The organism is Aeromonas sp. BIGb0445, assembly GCF_024809075.1.
GTDB classification, from domain to species: Bacteria; Pseudomonadota; Gammaproteobacteria; order Enterobacterales; family Aeromonadaceae; genus Aeromonas; species Aeromonas rivuli.
In genome coordinates this window covers 368,058-383,817 of the sequence record NZ_JANUES010000002.1, presented here as the reverse complement: position 1 = coordinate 383,817, position 15,760 = coordinate 368,058, and the positions used below count along the sequence as shown (strand labels likewise).

At 59.0% G+C, this 15,760-nt stretch carries 12 protein-coding genes and 1 pseudogene; 6 read left to right on the top strand and 7 right to left on the bottom strand.

Going from position 1 to position 15,760, the window contains the following annotated elements; all coding sequences use genetic code 11:
* Positions 1–40 precede the first annotated feature (40 nt).
* Both sbcB and M2367_RS05375 read left to right on the top strand, forming a co-directional pair.
* The gene (sbcB, locus tag M2367_RS05380; protein ID WP_259236057.1) at positions 41–1,447 is read left to right on the top strand and encodes an exodeoxyribonuclease I; all 1,407 of its coding nucleotides are present in this window, start codon (positions 41–43) and stop codon (positions 1,445–1,447) included.
* A gap of 115 nt (positions 1,448–1,562) precedes the next feature.
* Complete coding sequence (locus M2367_RS05375; RefSeq protein ID WP_259236056.1) at positions 1,563–2,069, top strand: hypothetical protein; 507 nt, start codon at positions 1,563–1,565, stop codon at positions 2,067–2,069.
* A 59-nt stretch (positions 2,070–2,128) separates the two neighbouring features.
* Here the strand turns inward: M2367_RS05375 and M2367_RS05370 are convergent, their stop codons facing one another.
* Entirely contained in the window at positions 2,129–3,841 is a 1,713-nt protein-coding gene (locus M2367_RS05370) for a glycoside hydrolase family 36 protein (protein ID WP_259236055.1), read from the bottom strand.
* 181 nt (positions 3,842–4,022) lie between these two features.
* Between M2367_RS05370 and M2367_RS05365 the strand changes: the two genes are divergently transcribed.
* From M2367_RS05365 to cdd, 3 genes are all read left to right on the top strand, one after another.
* Entirely contained in the window at positions 4,023–4,415 is a 393-nt protein-coding gene (locus tag M2367_RS05365; RefSeq protein ID WP_042043133.1) for a CidA/LrgA family protein, read from the top strand.
* Positions 4,412–5,098: an LrgB family protein gene (locus M2367_RS05360; protein WP_224430531.1), complete on the top strand. Its 687-nt coding sequence runs from the start codon at positions 4,412–4,414 to the stop codon at positions 5,096–5,098. The genes M2367_RS05365 and M2367_RS05360 overlap by 4 nt, the downstream gene beginning before the upstream one ends.
* A gap of 273 nt (positions 5,099–5,371) precedes the next feature.
* Complete coding sequence (gene cdd, locus M2367_RS05355; protein WP_224430532.1) at positions 5,372–6,250, top strand: cytidine deaminase; 879 nt, start codon at positions 5,372–5,374, stop codon at positions 6,248–6,250.
* A 134-nt stretch (positions 6,251–6,384) separates the two neighbouring features.
* Here the strand turns inward: cdd and ppiD are convergent, their stop codons facing one another.
* The 6 genes and pseudogenes from ppiD to tig form a co-directional block, all read right to left on the bottom strand.
* Positions 6,385–8,298, bottom strand: a complete 1,914-nt coding sequence (ppiD, locus tag M2367_RS05350; protein ID WP_259236054.1) for a peptidylprolyl isomerase — start codon at positions 8,296–8,298, stop codon at positions 6,385–6,387.
* 149 nt (positions 8,299–8,447) lie between these two features.
* Complete coding sequence (hupB, locus tag M2367_RS05345; RefSeq protein WP_005315375.1) at positions 8,448–8,720, bottom strand: nucleoid-associated protein HU-beta; 273 nt, start codon at positions 8,718–8,720, stop codon at positions 8,448–8,450.
* A gap of 240 nt (positions 8,721–8,960) precedes the next feature.
* The gene (lon, locus tag M2367_RS05340) at positions 8,961–11,315 is read right to left on the bottom strand and encodes an endopeptidase La (RefSeq protein ID WP_259236053.1); all 2,355 of its coding nucleotides are present in this window, start codon (positions 11,313–11,315) and stop codon (positions 8,961–8,963) included.
* A gap of 141 nt (positions 11,316–11,456) precedes the next feature.
* Complete coding sequence (gene clpX / locus M2367_RS05335) at positions 11,457–12,731, bottom strand: ATP-dependent protease ATP-binding subunit ClpX (RefSeq protein WP_042043128.1); 1,275 nt, start codon at positions 12,729–12,731, stop codon at positions 11,457–11,459.
* Positions 12,732–12,801: 70 nt separating this feature from the next.
* Entirely contained in the window at positions 12,802–13,425 is a 624-nt protein-coding gene (gene clpP, locus M2367_RS05330) for an ATP-dependent Clp endopeptidase proteolytic subunit ClpP (RefSeq protein WP_042043127.1), read from the bottom strand.
* 86 nt (positions 13,426–13,511) lie between these two features.
* Positions 13,512–14,783 (bottom strand): annotated as a pseudogene (tig, locus tag M2367_RS05325) (trigger factor); the annotation flags it as partial.
* A gap of 460 nt (positions 14,784–15,243) precedes the next feature.
* Between tig and M2367_RS05320 the strand changes: the two are divergent.
* Positions 15,244–15,678, top strand: a complete 435-nt coding sequence (locus M2367_RS05320) for a YccF domain-containing protein (protein WP_042043125.1) — start codon at positions 15,244–15,246, stop codon at positions 15,676–15,678.
* Positions 15,679–15,760: the final 82 nt, after the last annotated feature.

Below are 15,760 nucleotides of genomic sequence, written 5' to 3'. Positions count from 1 at the left end.
TCAGGGGCCATGTTTCACCGTGCAGCACCAGTAGAGACCCATGACACAGCCAACATTTTACTTCCACGATTACGAGACATTCGGGATAAGCCCGGCCCGGGATCGACCGGCGCAATTTGCCGGAGTGCGCACCGATGCGGATTTCAATCTGATTGGCGATCCCCTGGTCATCTACTGCAAACCGCCTGCCGATTACCTGCCAAGCCCGGAAGCCTGCCTCATCACGGGGATCACGCCGCAAAAGGCGATGAAAGATGGCCTGTGCGAGGCGGACTTCATCGCCCAAATTCACGCCGAATTCGCCAAGCCGGACACCTGCATTCTCGGCTACAACAGCATCCGTTTCGATGACGAGGTGACGCGCTACACCCTGTATCGCAACTTCTATGACCCTTACGCCTATGCCTGGCAAAACGGCAACTCTCGCTGGGACATTCTCGACATGCTGCGCGCCTGCTACGCGCTGCGGCCAGAAGGGATTGAGTGGGCCTTCGATGAGGAGGGCAAACCGAGTTTTCGCCTGGAGAAGCTGACCGAAGCCAATGGCATCAGCCATGCCAATGCTCACGATGCCCTTTCGGATGTGCTGGCCACCATCGCCATGACCAAGAAGGTGAAGGAGGCGCAGCCCAAGCTGTTCGATTACCTGTTTGCCCTGCGCAACAAGAACAAGGTGAAGGCGCTCCTCGATCTGGTCACCATGAAACCCCTGGTGCACGTCTCGGGCATGTTTTCCCCCTGGCAGGGCTGCGTGAGCTGGGTATCCCCCCTGGCGTGGCATCCCCATAACCAGAACGCCGTCATCATGGTCGATTTGACCCGGGATCCCACCCCGCTCATCACACTCAGCAGCGAGGAGATCCGCGAACGGCTCTATACCCGCAAGGATGAGCTGGGAGAGTTGGCAGGCATTCCGGTCAAGCTGGTACACATCAACAAGTGCCCGGTGCTGGCCCCCGCGGCCACCCTGACTCCGGAGCGGGCCGACGCACTGGGGATTGACAGGGAACAGTGTCGCAAGAGCCTTGACCTGCTGCGTGCTCACCCACAAGTGCGCGAGAAGCTGGTCGAGGTCTTCAATCAGGAGTTTGAGGGGAGCCACGACCACGACCCCGACACCCAGCTCTACGCCGGTTTTTTCGGTCAGGGTGACAAAGCGGCCATGGACATGGTGCGCGCCACGGCCCCGGAGCTACTTGGGGAACGGGAGTTTGCCTTCAGCGACAAGCGCCTGCCCGAGTTGTTGTTCCGCTATCGCGCCCGTAACTGGCCACAGACCCTGAGCGAGCCTGAACTTAAACGCTGGCGCCAGCATTGTAGCGACTATTTTGAATCCCAACTGCCGGACTATCTGCCCAGGCTAGAGGCACTGGCGGAGCAGAATCAGGGTAACGAACGGAACTTTATCATCCTGAAGTCCCTCTACCATTACCTTGAAAATCTGTAACTTGTGACTAGTTTCACAGTTAAAGCCCTGTCGCACAGTCCTGCTCACGCCATAATGGCAACAGGCCTTGATGACAGGGCAACCAGATCCAGCCAGAGGGATACCCCATAACAAGATGCGCGCTAACCTGCTTATTGCCAGCCTGTTTGGCCTGACACTGCTGACGCCCACCGTCTTCGCAGCCCCTCGCTTCGAGGTGCCCGAATACCTGTTGCAGCTGCCACGCCAGAGCTATCAGTTGATACAGCAGAGTTTCAGCTCCCTCTACCAGCAGACCAACTTCACGCCCTCCATCACCAACAGTTACTTCAACTATTCGGATCTCTACAAGTTTGTCGGGGTGCCCCTGGCCATCACCCCCCAGGCCGGTTTTCAGCTGGAAGTGTTTGGCCAGCTCTATAACCTCGCCTCTCAAAGTTATGTGCACATGAGCCAGGACATGTCTCTCTATCGCATGCTGCGGGCAGATATGATAGGCAACCCGAACGATCAGATGGCCGTTGGCATGGGTCTGGGTGTCCCGCTCAGCCCCATGCTCACCGTCAAGGCCCTCGCCTCCACCAATCAGATCCCCGGTTACGGTCAAGCCAACTACGCCCTCGGCATCGAGTGGCGCTACTGAGTCGAATACCGCTCAGCAATCAGGCTCCCACGGGAGCCTGATGTCATCCTGGCGCGGGTTCAGGTGTAGCGGATCACTCTCCCCTGACCGGCCTCCAGAATAAGCCTCTCATCCACCCCGCTCGCTTGCCAGAAATCCACGCCCCCTGCCGGCACAGTCACCCTCTCTGGCTTATCGCGCCAGTTGAACAGACAGAGCAACCTGCCTCCCCCGGGCAAGGCGACCCAGCCGCGGCGAAATGCCATGGTGTCGAAGCAAGCGCCGGGGGCGCGCATCGCGCTCAGCGCCAACAGTTTTTGCAGGGCTGCCGCTTGTTGCTGGTCAAGATCCTGTAACCGGTCGCCAGCCAGCACCAGGCCACCGCTGGCCACCAGGGCCGCCAGGTGGAATTCATAGTCATGGGGCTTTGCCTGCTGCCCCGGCAGATCCCGCAGACAGACGCAGTCGGGATCCAGTGCCCACAACCTGTCATTTTGCCAGCCACGGCAGAAGCTCTCCCTGGCTATCTGGCGAAAACGGTGACCACTGCGCTCCACGTCATCGCCCACCCGCATGCCATGCACCAGCCCCAGGCTCGGCCACAGCGGCGCATTGCAGCCAAGCAGGAAGGCTCCCTCCCCGGCACCCGCCAGTATGGCCGTCATGCCACGGCGATAGGCCTGGATGCGGGTCGCGGCCTGGTCAAAGAAACGGCCGCCATGAATGGCCCCCCAGAAGTTGGCATCCAGCTTGAAGTACTGGATCCCCCACTGCTCGCGCAGGGTGCGAAAGAGGTGCTGGAGATGAGCCTGTACCTCGGGATGAGTGCCATCGAGTACATACCAGGGGGTACAACGCCAGCCGCCATAGGTCACCCGCTCGGCAGGGAGCGGTCGCCCATCCTCTCCTTGCACGAACCACTCAGGGTGCTCTTGAAACACCCGGGAGCCTGGCTCGGCGATAAAAGGGGCGACCCAGAGCGCCGGCTCACAGCCGCTGGCGCGGATCTCTGCCGCCAGGGTGGCAACCCCTTGTTCGAACTTGGCAGAAGGTGTCAGCCAGTCTCCCATCCGGGCCTGATAGCCGTCGTCGATCTGCACGTATTTCAACGCAGGGAAGCGCGCGCCCCGCACCGCCAGGTTCTCGCGGATGTCCTCGGCACCCACCTCGCTGTAGTAGTGATACCAGGAGCACCAACCCGTTGGCCGCGCCTGCATCGGCGAAACCAGGGTGCCATGCTCGGCGCAGATCCTGTCGGCCAGCTCCACCAGCAGCCGTTCGCGATCCGGCCCCGTCAGGCAGAGCAGCCCCTCACTCTGCCAATGCTGGCCGGGCCCCAGCGCCCGCCCCTCGGCCCGCATCAAGATCTGCAGGCGACCGTCGGGGTAGAGGCGAAATTCGCCACCAAATTGCATGCAGCTGGTAAAGGCCAGCAGCAGCCACCCCTCGGGATGGGCAACCAGCAAGAGATTATGAATGGTGTGAAAGCCGTCATCCTGGGTGATGCGATAGACATCGGCATCCGGGCAGCGCCCCACCGGCTCGGGCGACTGCCAGCGACCCATCGTCTGGGCCAGCATCTGGAACCCCTCACCATAGATGGCCGCATCCAGCGAGATGCCGAGGGAGCCATCAAACAACAGCCACTCATCGACTGCCGCAGGCTCAGGCCCCAGGTTGTCCAGCCGTACCCGGCACAGGGGCCCCTCCCACTGCCGGGTCTGCAGCATGCTGTCGGATTGGGCCAGATCCGCGGGCAGCGCCCGTAACCGGGCGAGGAGTGATGATGACATGGCGGTTTCCTTGGATAAGTGCAGGGAGTGGCACTCATGGTGCTGCGCCAAAGGTCGTTCAGCATGCGCGGCGTGAGAGCCCAACCCTGCTTGTACCATAAGTGGGTCAGTTGGCCCTGTCCTGCGGCCCCTGCACTCTGCTAAACTGCGACCTCGCTCACAGCTATCCAATGAGGCTCAAGTGCTAGCCCAACGCGCCTTGATCTACCTTCGCGACTTCATGGTCATCATCGCCTGCCTGCTGACAGGCAAAGCCCTGGCGGCCCTGCTGCCCTTCGCCTTCCCCGGCAGCATACTGGGGCTGCTGATCCTGTTCGTGCTGCTCTCCCTGCAAATCGTCAAACTAGGCTGGGTCGAGCAGGGTGCCGGCCTGCTGCTGCGTCATATGGGCGTCCTGTTCGTGCCCGTGGCCGTCGGTCTGGTCGCCTGGCTAGCGCCACTGAGTCAGTCCATCGAACTTATCTTGCTGTGCGTCGTGGTTGGCATCGTGCTGATCCTGGCCGTGGTGGGACGCCTCTATCAGCACATGAATCGACAGATGAATCAAAAAATCAAACAGGGGGTGGACTCATGATCTGGCTGGCCCTGCCCCTGACCCTCGCGCTCTACTTTCTGACCCGGGTCCTCTATCGCCGTCTGCCCTGGCCCATCATCAACCCTGTGCTGATCCCGACCCTGGTGATCATGGGGATCATCCTCGGATTCGACCTCCCCTTCAGCGACTATCAGCAAGGCACCCGCCCCATCACGGCCCTGCTCGAGCCCGCCGTGGTGGCCCTTGCCCTGCCGCTCTATCAACAGGCACGCCAGATCCAGGCCAGGCTCAAGCCCATTCTGATCTGCACCCTGGCCTCGGTCTTGATCTCGGTGTGTACCACCTTAGGGATCGGTTACTGCATGGGGGCAGAGCCGGCCCTGCTGGCGTCGCTGGCCACCAAATCGATCACCACCCCCCTGGCCATGAGCGTCAGCCAATCCTTGGGGGGCATACCGGCCATCGCCGCCGCCGTGGTGGTGGTGGTCGGCATCATAGGTGCCCTCATCGGCTATCCCCTGCTCAAACTGCTGCGCGTTACGGATCCCGAGGCTCAGGGACTCGCCATGGGGGCCTGCGCCCATGCCATCGGCACCGCCGCATCCGCCGAGCAGGGCATTAGCCAGGGTGCCTTCGCCTCCCTCGCCATGGTGATGTGCGGCATTCTGACTGCCGCCGTGGCGCCGCTGCTGTTCGCCCTCTATCACTGGCTGATCCCTTAAATCTGATGGCGGCTTGCCAGGCCGCCATCGCTGTTCCATAACCCCCAATGAGTCGCGGCGGCTCTCCCCCCGTCATTCTGTCCAGACTTGTCTGCCCCACTCTTAGCACGCTTTAGAGGCACGTTAACCCTGGCCGCCGACAAACCACTGGCAAAGCAAACGTTTCCCCTTCCCCGTAACCCTGGCAGCACGAGCAAGCTGTGAGTTAGTTCACACAAATGACCTCAACCACTCCCTACAATGTCCTCCCAATTGGCCCATGAGGACAGATAGATGCATCCCCGCTTTGCCAAGATACTCGACCAGCTGCCGACCTCTCTGAGAGACGCCGTGACCCCCATGCTTGGGGATGACTTTACCGCCAGCTTCAGCCCGGCGCAGATCCAGCAGTTATTAGCAGCCAGCCAGCTGGCCGAGCGCGAGCTGCGCCTGGCCCTGTTGCCGCTGGCCGCCGCCTGTTCGGTGGCTCCCATCTCCCGCTTCTTCGTCGGCGCCATCGCCTGTGGCCTCAGCGGTCACTGGTATCTGGGTGCCAACATGGAGTTTGCAGGGCAAGGGCTGTTCCACTCGGTCCACGCCGAGCAGTCTGCCATCTCCAATGCCTGGTTAGGTGGCGAGACCGGGATCAGCGAGATCACGGTCAACTACACCCCCTGCGGCCACTGCCGCCAGTTCATGAACGAGCTGAGCACCGCCAAGGAGATGAAAGTTTCCCTGCCCGATGCCATCAGCACCCTGCAGGCCTTCCTGCCCCACTCCTTCGGCCCGGCAGATCTCGAGATCAGCGATGCCCTGATGAGCCCCCAGCATCATGATCTGTCCCTCTGCAGTGACGATGCCCTGGTGCTCGCCGCCCTGACCGCCGCCCGCCAGAGTTATGCTCCCTACAGCCAGGGCTACGCCGCCGTCGCACTGGAGTTCAATGACGGACGCATCTTCTGTGGTCGCTATGCCGAGAACGCCGCCTTCAACCCCAGTCTGCCCCCCATGCAGATGGCCTGCGCCCATGCGGTGCTCAATGGCGCCGATCTCGCTGAGGTGCGCCGGGCCGTCCTGGTGGAGAACAGCAAGGGCCAGATCAGCCAGCAAGATGCGGCCAGATCGGTGCTCAAGGCCCTGGGCAAGGTCGAGCTGGAATACCAGGCAGTCTAACCCCCGTCACAACCTGTCAAAAGGGAGCCTGATCCGCTATCAGGCTCCCTTTTTTGGTTCTGCCCCGCAGTATCTGTCAGCATAAAAAAGGGCCCGCTATTGCGGGCCCTTTTCATGTTGTCCGAGGCGGGTGATTACTCTACCGCAGACTCCACATCAGTGAAGTACTCAATCTTGGCGGACTTGCGCAGCCCATCGACCAGAGACTTGTAGCTCGCCTGCGCCTTGCCCTGACCGAGCTGCCCTTGCAGCATGGTCAGCATCTGGGACGCCTCGGCAGGTACGTTGACCTGGTCCAGAGCAACGATGACACGGTCACCATTGGCCTCGGTCACCAGATCCACACTCGGCTTGCCGTCGGTCGGATGGGGCAGACGGAAGGCATCGGCCAGCAGGTTCTGATCCAGATCCTGAGCGAAACGGGCGACACCCTTGTGGGTTTCAGACTTCAAACCCAGCGCCGTCAGTTTGGCACTGATCTCTTCCCCGGCCTTGATCTGCTCGAGCAGACCCTGGGCCTTGCCACGGGCAATCTCGCTCGCCTTGTCGTGGGTGATGGCAGCAACGACCAGATCCTTCACCTCGGCCAGCGGCTTGGCAGCCTTGGGCTGATGACCGGTCACATGCAGCACCAGCGCTTTGCCATCGGCCAGCTCGATCACGTCCGAGTTGGTGTTCTCCTCGCGCAGCTGTTCGGAGAAGGCGGCATTGAGCGCCTTGCCATCATTGAGCGGCGCCGGGGCATCGGCCTGGCTGAAGTAGTCAACCGACTGCACCTTGAGACCCAGGGCATCGGCTGTCATGTCCAGCGAGTCCGGGTTCTCGAAGCTGGTATCGGCCATCTTCTGCTGCAGATTGAAGAACTGCTCCTTCGACTTGTCTGCCTGCAGACGAGTGATGGTGTCGCTCATCACATCGTCAAACGGCTTGGTCTGTGCGGCTTGCACGCCCAGCAGCTTGATGATGTGGAAGCCAAACGGGCTCTTGACCAGGTTGGAGAGATCCCCTGCCTTGTTCAGGGCGAAGGCGGCTTGCTCGAAGGCCGGATCCATGACGCCTTTCTCGAACCAATCCAGTTCGCCGCCCTGTTTGGCGGAGAAGGTGTCAGAGGAGTTGGCCTTGGCCAGGGCTGCAAAATCGGCCCCGCCCTTGAGCTCGGTCAGCAAGCCCGCGGCTTTCTGCTCGGCGGCTTTCTCATCCTTGCCAAGGGGGATCAGGATATGAGCCACATGGCGACGCTCGGCACGCTGGAACAAGTCCTGATGCTGATCGTAGTAATCCTTGGCTTCCTGCTCGGTCACCTTGATCTCTTTACTCAAGCTGGCGGCATCGAGCAGCAGATAATCGACCTTGACCTTCTCATCGCTCATGAAGCGGTTGCTGTTGCTCTTGTAGAACTGTGCCACCTCTTCATCGCTCACCTTGACCTCGCCCAGATACTTGTCGGCGGCCAGGCGCACCAGACGCAGATCCCGGGTCTGGTTATAGAGTTTGTCGAGCTGCTCGGCTTCACTCTTGAGGGCGAATTCAGTGCCCAACAAGGCGCCGACCAGTTGCTGGCGTACCATGTCCTGGCGCAGGGAGTCGCGGAACATCTCGGGCGTCATGTTGGCGCGGCGGATGAGTTGCAGATAGAGGTCGTTATCGAACTTGCCCTCTTTGGCAAATTCCGGCATGGCGACGATGGCCTGCTTGATCTGTTCGTCACTGACTCGCAAACCCAGCTCATGGGCCTTGGTATCGACCAGCGCCTGATCGATCAGGCGATCAAGCACGCTGCGGCGGAACTGTTTCATGTAGTCAGGGTTGGCGGCCAGCTGGCTGAAGGCTTCTCCCATCTGGGATTCCATGCGGGCCCGCTCGTTGCGATAGGCATTTTCCAGCGCCTGCTGGCTGATTTCAGTCCCGTTGACGATAGCGGGTGCGGTACGAGCAGGGCCATTGAGGTAGCTGCCTACCCCGGCCAAGGCGAAGGAGAGGATGATCAGGCCCAGGATTACCTTGGCGACCGTGCCCTGCGCGCCTTCGCGTAGTTTGTCCAACATCATGTGTGTACTTATGCTCCCGAACTCGATGGGCATGAATAATGAAAAGGCGCACCGATTGCGATGCGCCTTGGTCAATCAGTATGAGGGAGAGCCCTCTAACTTTGTCTGGTCTGCGACCAAGGACGGAGCCGACAGGATCAGCAACCGACTCAGTTTACAGCGTCTTTCAGAGCCTTACCGGCCTTGAAAGCAGGCACTTTGCCTGCAGCGATCTCGATGGTCGCACCAGTTTGCGGGTTGCGGCCAGAACGGGCAGCACGCTCACGGACAGCGAAAGTACCGAAACCAACCAGAGCAACCTGGTCACCCTCTTTCAGGGCTTCGCCTACGGCATCAATGAAAGCATCCAGCGCACGGCCAGCGGCGGCTTTGGAGATATCAGCGCCGTCTGCAATTTTGTCAATCAGTTGAGATTTATTCACTCTTATATTCCCCTTTTATCGAACATCGCTGCGGCAGTGATTTCCCTGGCCACAACAAGTGGAGGTTTTATAGCAAGCCTCCTGGCCAGTTGCAAGTGACAATATGGCGCAAACCCGCGCCACATCACGCATTGCGACTGATCATGAGTACCGGATCGGGGGTCAAGGCTACTGCCGTTATCCGGCGCTTGCAAGCCTTAACCCCCGAGCACGTGCGCCAAGTTTGCGGCGCATCAACTTTTATATGACAGAAACGCGTTCGAAACCCTGTGGATTGTCCTGCAACGCCAGTTCCAACACCTCATCAATCCAGCGAACCGGATAGATTTCAAGATCTTGTTTGACGTTGGCCGGGATCTCTTCCAGGTCTCGTTCGTTATCTTTCGGGATCAGCACCCGCTTGATGCCGCCGCGATGGGCTGCCAGCAGCTTCTCTTTGAGGCCACCGATGGGCAGCACTTCGCCGCGCAGGGTGATCTCCCCCGTCATGGCCACGTCGGCGCGGACCGGGTTGCCGGTCAGGCTGGAAACCAGCGCCGTGCACATGGCGATACCGGCGCTCGGACCATCTTTCGGGGTTGCCCCCTCGGGTACGTGCACATGGATATCGCGCTTCTCGTGGAAGTCGGCGTTGATACGCAACTTCTCGGCGCGAGCCCGCACCACCGTCATGGCGGCCTGGATGGACTCTTGCATCACATCACCCAGGGAACCTGTGTAAGTGAGCTTGCCCTTGCCTGGCACATTGGTGGTTTCGATGGTGAGCAGATCGCCGCCCACTTCGGTCCATGCCAGACCACATACCTGACCAATCTGGTTCTGATCGGCGGCCTTGCCGTAATCGAAACGCTGCACCCCCAGGTACTCCTTGAGGTTGTCCTGATTGACCAGAATATGCTTGATGCTCTTGTCCAGCAGGATGCGTTTGACCGCCTTGCGGCAGATCTTGGAGATCTCGCGCTCCAGGCTACGTACCCCGGCTTCGCGGGTATAGTAGCGAATGACACCGACCAGCGCGGAATCCTCTATGGTGATCTCCGCCGGTTTCAAGCCATTGCGCTGGATCTGCTTGGCCACCAGATGCTGCTTGGCAATGTTGAGCTTCTCATCCTCGGTGTAACCGGACAGACGGATCACTTCCATCCGATCCAGCAAGGGCCCCGGGATGTTCATGGAGTTGGAGGTGGCCACGAACATCACGTCCGACAGGTCATAATCCACTTCCAGATAGTGATCGTTGAAGCTGTTGTTCTGCTCGGGATCCAGCACTTCCAGCAAGGCGGAAGCGGGATCACCGCGCATGTCCGAGCTCATCTTGTCGATTTCATCGAGCAGGAACAGCGGGTTCTTCACGCCGACTTTCGCCATCTTCTGGATGAGCTTGCCGGGCATGGAGCCGATATAGGTGCGACGGTGACCGCGGATCTCGGCCTCGTCTCGCACGCCGCCCAGCGCCATGCGCACATATTTGCGGCCGGTCGCCCTGGCAATGGATTGACCGAGCGAGGTCTTGCCCACACCGGGAGGCCCAACCAGGCAAAGGATGGGACCCTTGAGCTTGTTGACTCTCGCCTGTACCGCCAGATATTCGAGGATGCGATCCTTGACCTTCTCCAGGCCATAATGATCCGCATCCAGCACCTCTTGCGCCTTGCCAAGGTCTTTCTTGACCTTGGAACGGGTACGCCAGGGCACCTGCACCATCCAGTCCACATAACTGCGCACTACGGTGGCTTCGGCCGACATCGGCGACATCATTCTCAGCTTGGCAAGTTCAGCCTGAGCCTTGTCATGGGCATCGGCAGGCATGCCCGCCTCTTCAATCTTGCGACTGAGCGCCTCGAACTCATCCGGCGAGTCTTCCAGCTCACCCAGTTCTTTCTGGATGGCCTTCATCTGCTCGTTCAGATAGTACTCGCGCTGGCTCTTTTCCATCTGCTTCTTGACCCGGGAGCGGATGCGTTTCTCGACCTGCAACAGGTCAATCTCCGACTCCATCATGGCCATCAGAAACTCGATGCGCTCGGACACAGAGGCGATTTCCAGCACCTTCTGCTTGTCTTCCAGCTTGAGCGGCATGTGGGCCGCCATGGTATCGGCCAGGCGCGCCGCATCGTCGATCGCCGAGATCGAGGTGAGCACCTCGGGCGGGATCTTCTTGTTGAGCTTGATGTAGCCTTCGAACTGACCGATGGCGGAGCGCACCAGCACTTCCTGATCCTGCTCTTCGATAGGCGTGGAAGCGATGTATTCGGCCTCCCCCACGAAGAAGTCCTGATCATCGATCATCTGTTCGAGACGCGCACGCTGGCCGCCTTCGACCAGTACCTTGACGGTACCGTCCGGCAGCTTGAGCATCTGCAATATGTTGGCCACAGTCCCGACCGAGAAGATCTCCTCGACGGTTGGCTCATCGGTTGACGCATCTTTCTGGGCTATGAGCAGGACTTTCTTGTCTTGCTCCATGGCCGCTTCAAGACAGCGAATGGATTTTTCCCGCCCCACGAAGAGTGGAATGACCATGTGGGGGTAAACCACCACGTCACGAAGAGGCAGGACGGGAATCTTGATGCGTTCTGAACGCTCTAGGTTCATATATGTCCTCTCGGCTTGTTATACCGTTGGCAAAGCGCTTGGCTGAGTATATGGGGGCGTAAAGATGAGATTCAATCGCCTTGGCCGTAAAAAGCAAGAAAGGGGCTAAATGCCCCTTTCATCTGATTAAAAATCAGTCTGTTACTCTGATGCAGCCGCCTGGGTATCGTTATTTTCGTAGATCATCAGGGGCGCAGAATCCCCCTTGATCACCGTCTCGTCGATCACCACCTTGCTGATCCCGTCCAGGGAGGGCAAGTCATACATGGTATCGAGCAACACGGCTTCGACGATAGACCGCAGACCCCGGGCACCGGTTTTACGCTCCATTGCCTTGCGCGCAATGGCGTTCAAGGCATCGTCACGAAACTCCAGTTCCACCCCTTCCAGATCGAACAGGGCCGCGTACTGTTTGGTCAGCGCGTTCTTCGGCTCTTTGAGGATCTGGATCAGGGCCGCTTCATCCAGTTCGGTCAGGGTCGCCACCACCGGCAGACGGCCGATGAACTCGGGGATGAGACCGTACTTGATCAGATCTTCCGGCTCCACCTTGGCAAAGGTCTCGCTCAAGGAAGCCTTGGCATCCTTGGATTTGACCTCGGCGCCAAAGCCGATACCCGCGCCCTTGTGGGAGCGCTGCTCGATCACCTTGTCCAGACCGGCAAAGGCGCCGCCACAGATGAAGAGGATCTTGGAGGTATCAACCTGCAGGAACTCCTGCTGCGGATGCTTGCGACCCCCTTGCGGCGGAACAGAGGCAACGGTGCCTTCGATCAGCTTGAGCAGGGCCTGCTGTACCCCTTCCCCGGACACGTCGCGGGTGATGGAGGGGTTGTCCGACTTGCGGGAGATCTTGTCGATCTCGTCGATGTAGACGATGCCACGCTGGGCCTTCTCCACGTCATAGTCGCACTTTTGCAGCAGCTTCTGGATGATGTTCTCCACGTCCTCCCCCACATAACCGGCTTCGGTCAGTGTGGTGGCATCGGCCATGGTGAAAGGCACATCCAGCAGGCGGGCCAGGGTCTCGGCCAGCAGGGTCTTGCCGCTACCGGTCGGGCCAATCAGCAGGATGTTGGACTTGCCGAGCTCGACACCACTGCCATCGCCGCTATTACGCAGACGCTTGTAATGGTTGTAGACGGCAACCGCCAATACCTTCTTGGCATACTCCTGACCGATGACATAGTCATCCAGGTGCGCACGAATTTCGTGAGGGGTCGGCAGGGCATCGCCATCACGCTTGGGAGAGATCTCACGGATCTCTTCACGGATGATGTCATTGCACAGCTCGACGCACTCATCGCAAACGTAGACGGAAGGGCCAGCGATCAGCTTGCGCACTTCATGCTGGCTTTTGCCGCAAAAAGAGCAGTAGAGCAGCTTGTCACCTTCACCCTTGCGTTTCTCTGTCATTCAGCAACCTCGTTGTATCAATAGAGGATGATCAGTCTGCTGAGTTTACAACAGACCGGTGTACCCTGCTTTAGGCGCGCTGGTTAAACACGCCATCCACCAGGCCATAGGCCATTGCCTGCTCTGCCGACATGAAATTGTCACGGTCGGTGTCACGCTCTATGGTCGCCATGTCCTGGCCGGTGTGGAAAGCCAACCGCTCGTTCAGGGTATTCTTGATCTTGAGGATCTCCTGGGCATGGATCTGGATGTCCGATGCCTGGCCCTGGAAACCGCCCAGCGGTTGATGGATCATCACCCGGGCATTGGGCAGGCAGAAACGCTTGCCCTTGGCACCACCCGCCAGCAGGAAGGCGCCCATGGAGCAGGCTTGCCCCATACAGACGGTGCTCACATCCGGCTTGATGAACTGCATGGTGTCATAGATAGACATGCCTGCCGTCACCGCGCCGCCTGGAGAGTTGATATAGATGGAGATGTCTTTATCCGGGCTCTCGGACTCGAGAAACAAGAGCTGGGCCACGACCAGATTGGCCATGTGATCTTCAACCGGACCGGTCAGGAAGATGACCCGCTCCTTGAGCAGACGGGAGTAGATATCATACGAACGCTCGCCCTTGGCAGTCTGCTCGACCACCATGGGGATCAGGGCATTGCGGGGAGAATCTGTCACGTCGTTATAGTTTTTGTACATAAGGCATTGTCCCTAAAATAAAATGGCCCGAGTGGACATCACACGAGCCATTATACTTAACAGTGTTGACCTTAAGTCAAATCTTCTTAGGCAGCGGCGCCAGACTTGTTGATCACGTCGTCAAAGGCCACTTCTTTTTCGGTCACTTGCGCCTTGGAGAGGATCAGGTCGATGGCTTGATCTTCTACTGCCAGGTTGCGAACGCCATTCAGCATCTGCTCATTCTTCTGGTAGTACTCGATCACTTCCTTCGGATCTTCGTAGGCGGTGGCCATGGACTCGATCAGTGCGGTAACGCGTGCGTCATCAGCCTTGATCTCGTTGGTGCGGATGACATCACCCAGCAGCAGACCGACGCGCACGCGGCGCTCAGCCTGAGCCTGGAACAGCTCAGCCGGCAGCTCGGGCGCTTGACCACCCTGGAAACCACCGAAACGCTTCAGTGCCTGCTCACGCAGGGCATCGATCTCTTGCTCGACAGCTGCTTTAGGCAGATCGATCTGGTTGGCTTCAACCAGGCCGTTCAGCACTTGCTCTTTCACGCTGTTTTTCAGGGCTTGAGTCAGTTCGCGTTCCATGTTTTTACGCACTTCGGCTTTCAGGTCGTCCACGGAACCGCTTTCGATACCGAAACGCTTGACGAACTCTTCAGTCAGCTCAGGCAGCACCTGCTCTTCAACCTTGTTAAGCTTGGAGGCAAACTTGGCCGCCTTGCCTTTGAGGTTTTCAGCGTGGTAGTCAGCCGGGAAAGTCACCTCGATGGTGAACTCGTCGCCCGCTTTCTTGCCAAGGATGGCGTCTTCGAAGCCAGGGATCATGCGGCCAGCGCCCAGCTCCAGGGTGAAGCCTTCAGCCTTGCCACCGTCGAACTCTTCACCGTCGATGGAACCGACGAAGTCCATGGTGACACGCATGCCGCTGGCGGCCGCTGCGTCAACGTCAGCCCAGGTGGCGTGCTGCTTGCGCAGGGTCTCGATCATGTTGGCCAAGTCGGCGTCCTTGACGGAGGCAACCGGCTTCTCAACCTTGATGGCTTCCAGACCGGCAACTTCGAATTCCGGATAGACTTCGAAGGTGGCGGTGAATTCGAAATCTTCGCCTTCCTTGATCTCTTTCGGATCCATGGTCGGGGCACCGGCCGGGCTCAATTTGCTCTCGATGATGGCTTTGATGAAGTTGTTCTGCATCATCTCATCGGCAACGCGGGCATGAGCCATGGCACCGAACATCTTCTTGATGATGGCTACCGGAGCCTTGCCAGGACGGAAACCGTCGATGCGACGAGTCTTGGCCAGGCCATTCAATTCTTTACGCACGGCGGCATCAACAGCGGCAGCCGGTACAGTGATGGTAAGACGGCGTTCCAGACCTTGGGTTGTCTCTACAGAAACTTGCATTCTTTTACCTCGTTCAACTCAGCACTGTGTGCTGACCCTTTATTGCCCCTGGGTCGAGACCCGGAGTCTTCCTGTTTATAAAGACAACGACTGTCTTTGTGATGAGAAAATATGACGCGACATTATAGCGGCGCACTTTGGTCACGTCGAGCCGCAGAGCCCCACATCCCTGCCCCTGATGCGGCAATGAGTGCAATTCTGTGGTGGATATGGGGCAAGCTGGGGCCAACTTCAAGGGTAAAGGGTGCAAGAATTTGCACTGGCTCACTTTTTCTTCGATAAATCGAACGAAAATGCCCCCGCTGCGCCACAGGCTGCGACTCTAATTGACCGTTCACTATGGCGAGGCGCCTATTCACATATTGCGTCCCCCGCCCCGCGCGGCTATGGTGGCAGCCAATCTGGATTTGGAGTCAAACTGATGGGCTTTTTTCGCGTTGTGTTCAACCTGCTGTGGTTCTTGCTCGGTGGTGTCATCATGGGACTGGCCTGGTGGCTGGCGGGATTGATCTGTTTTATCTCGCTCATCGGCATTCCTTGGGGCCGCTCCTGCTTCGTGATCGGCACCTTTACCTTCTTCCCCTTCGGCAAGCAGGCCGTGAGCCGCAAGAGCATGATGGGCCAGGGAGACATAGGCACCGGGACGCTCGGCCTCATTGGCAACATCATCTGGTTCCTGGTGATCGGCATCTGGCTCGCCATCGGCCACATCGCCTCGGCGCTGGCTTGCTTCGTGACCATCATCGGCATTCCCTTTGGCATACAGCATCTGAAGCTGGCACTGATTGCCCTGGCCCCCATAGGCCAGATGGTGGTCACCAACCAGGAAGCGGAATCCGGTCGTTATATTCGCTGATGAAGAATCACCATGCAGGCGATGCCTGCGGGGTAAAAAAAGGGCAGACTAAGGTCTGCCCTTTTTTATTGCCATAGCTCGA

What these genes read in the sequence shown, in the direction of transcription:
- sbcB (WP_259236057.1), top strand. Translation starts at nt 41, where the DNA reads ATGACACAGCCAACATTTTACTTCCACGATTACGAGACATTCGGGATA.
- M2367_RS05375 (WP_259236056.1), top strand. Translation starts at nt 1,563, where the DNA reads ATGCGCGCTAACCTGCTTATTGCCAGCCTGTTTGGCCTGACACTGCTG.
- M2367_RS05370 (WP_259236055.1), bottom strand. Translation starts at nt 3,841, where the DNA reads ATGTCATCATCACTCCTCGCCCGGTTACGGGCGCTGCCCGCGGATCTG.
- M2367_RS05360 (WP_224430531.1), top strand. Translation starts at nt 4,412, where the DNA reads ATGATCTGGCTGGCCCTGCCCCTGACCCTCGCGCTCTACTTTCTGACC.
- cdd (WP_224430532.1), top strand. Translation starts at nt 5,372, where the DNA reads ATGCATCCCCGCTTTGCCAAGATACTCGACCAGCTGCCGACCTCTCTG.
- ppiD (WP_259236054.1), bottom strand. Translation starts at nt 8,298, where the DNA reads ATGATGTTGGACAAACTACGCGAAGGCGCGCAGGGCACGGTCGCCAAG.
- lon (WP_259236053.1), bottom strand. Translation starts at nt 11,315, where the DNA reads ATGAACCTAGAGCGTTCAGAACGCATCAAGATTCCCGTCCTGCCTCTT.
- clpX (WP_042043128.1), bottom strand. Translation starts at nt 12,731, where the DNA reads ATGACAGAGAAACGCAAGGGTGAAGGTGACAAGCTGCTCTACTGCTCT.
- clpP (WP_042043127.1), bottom strand. Translation starts at nt 13,425, where the DNA reads ATGTACAAAAACTATAACGACGTGACAGATTCTCCCCGCAATGCCCTG.
- M2367_RS05320 (WP_042043125.1), top strand. Translation starts at nt 15,244, where the DNA reads ATGGGCTTTTTTCGCGTTGTGTTCAACCTGCTGTGGTTCTTGCTCGGT.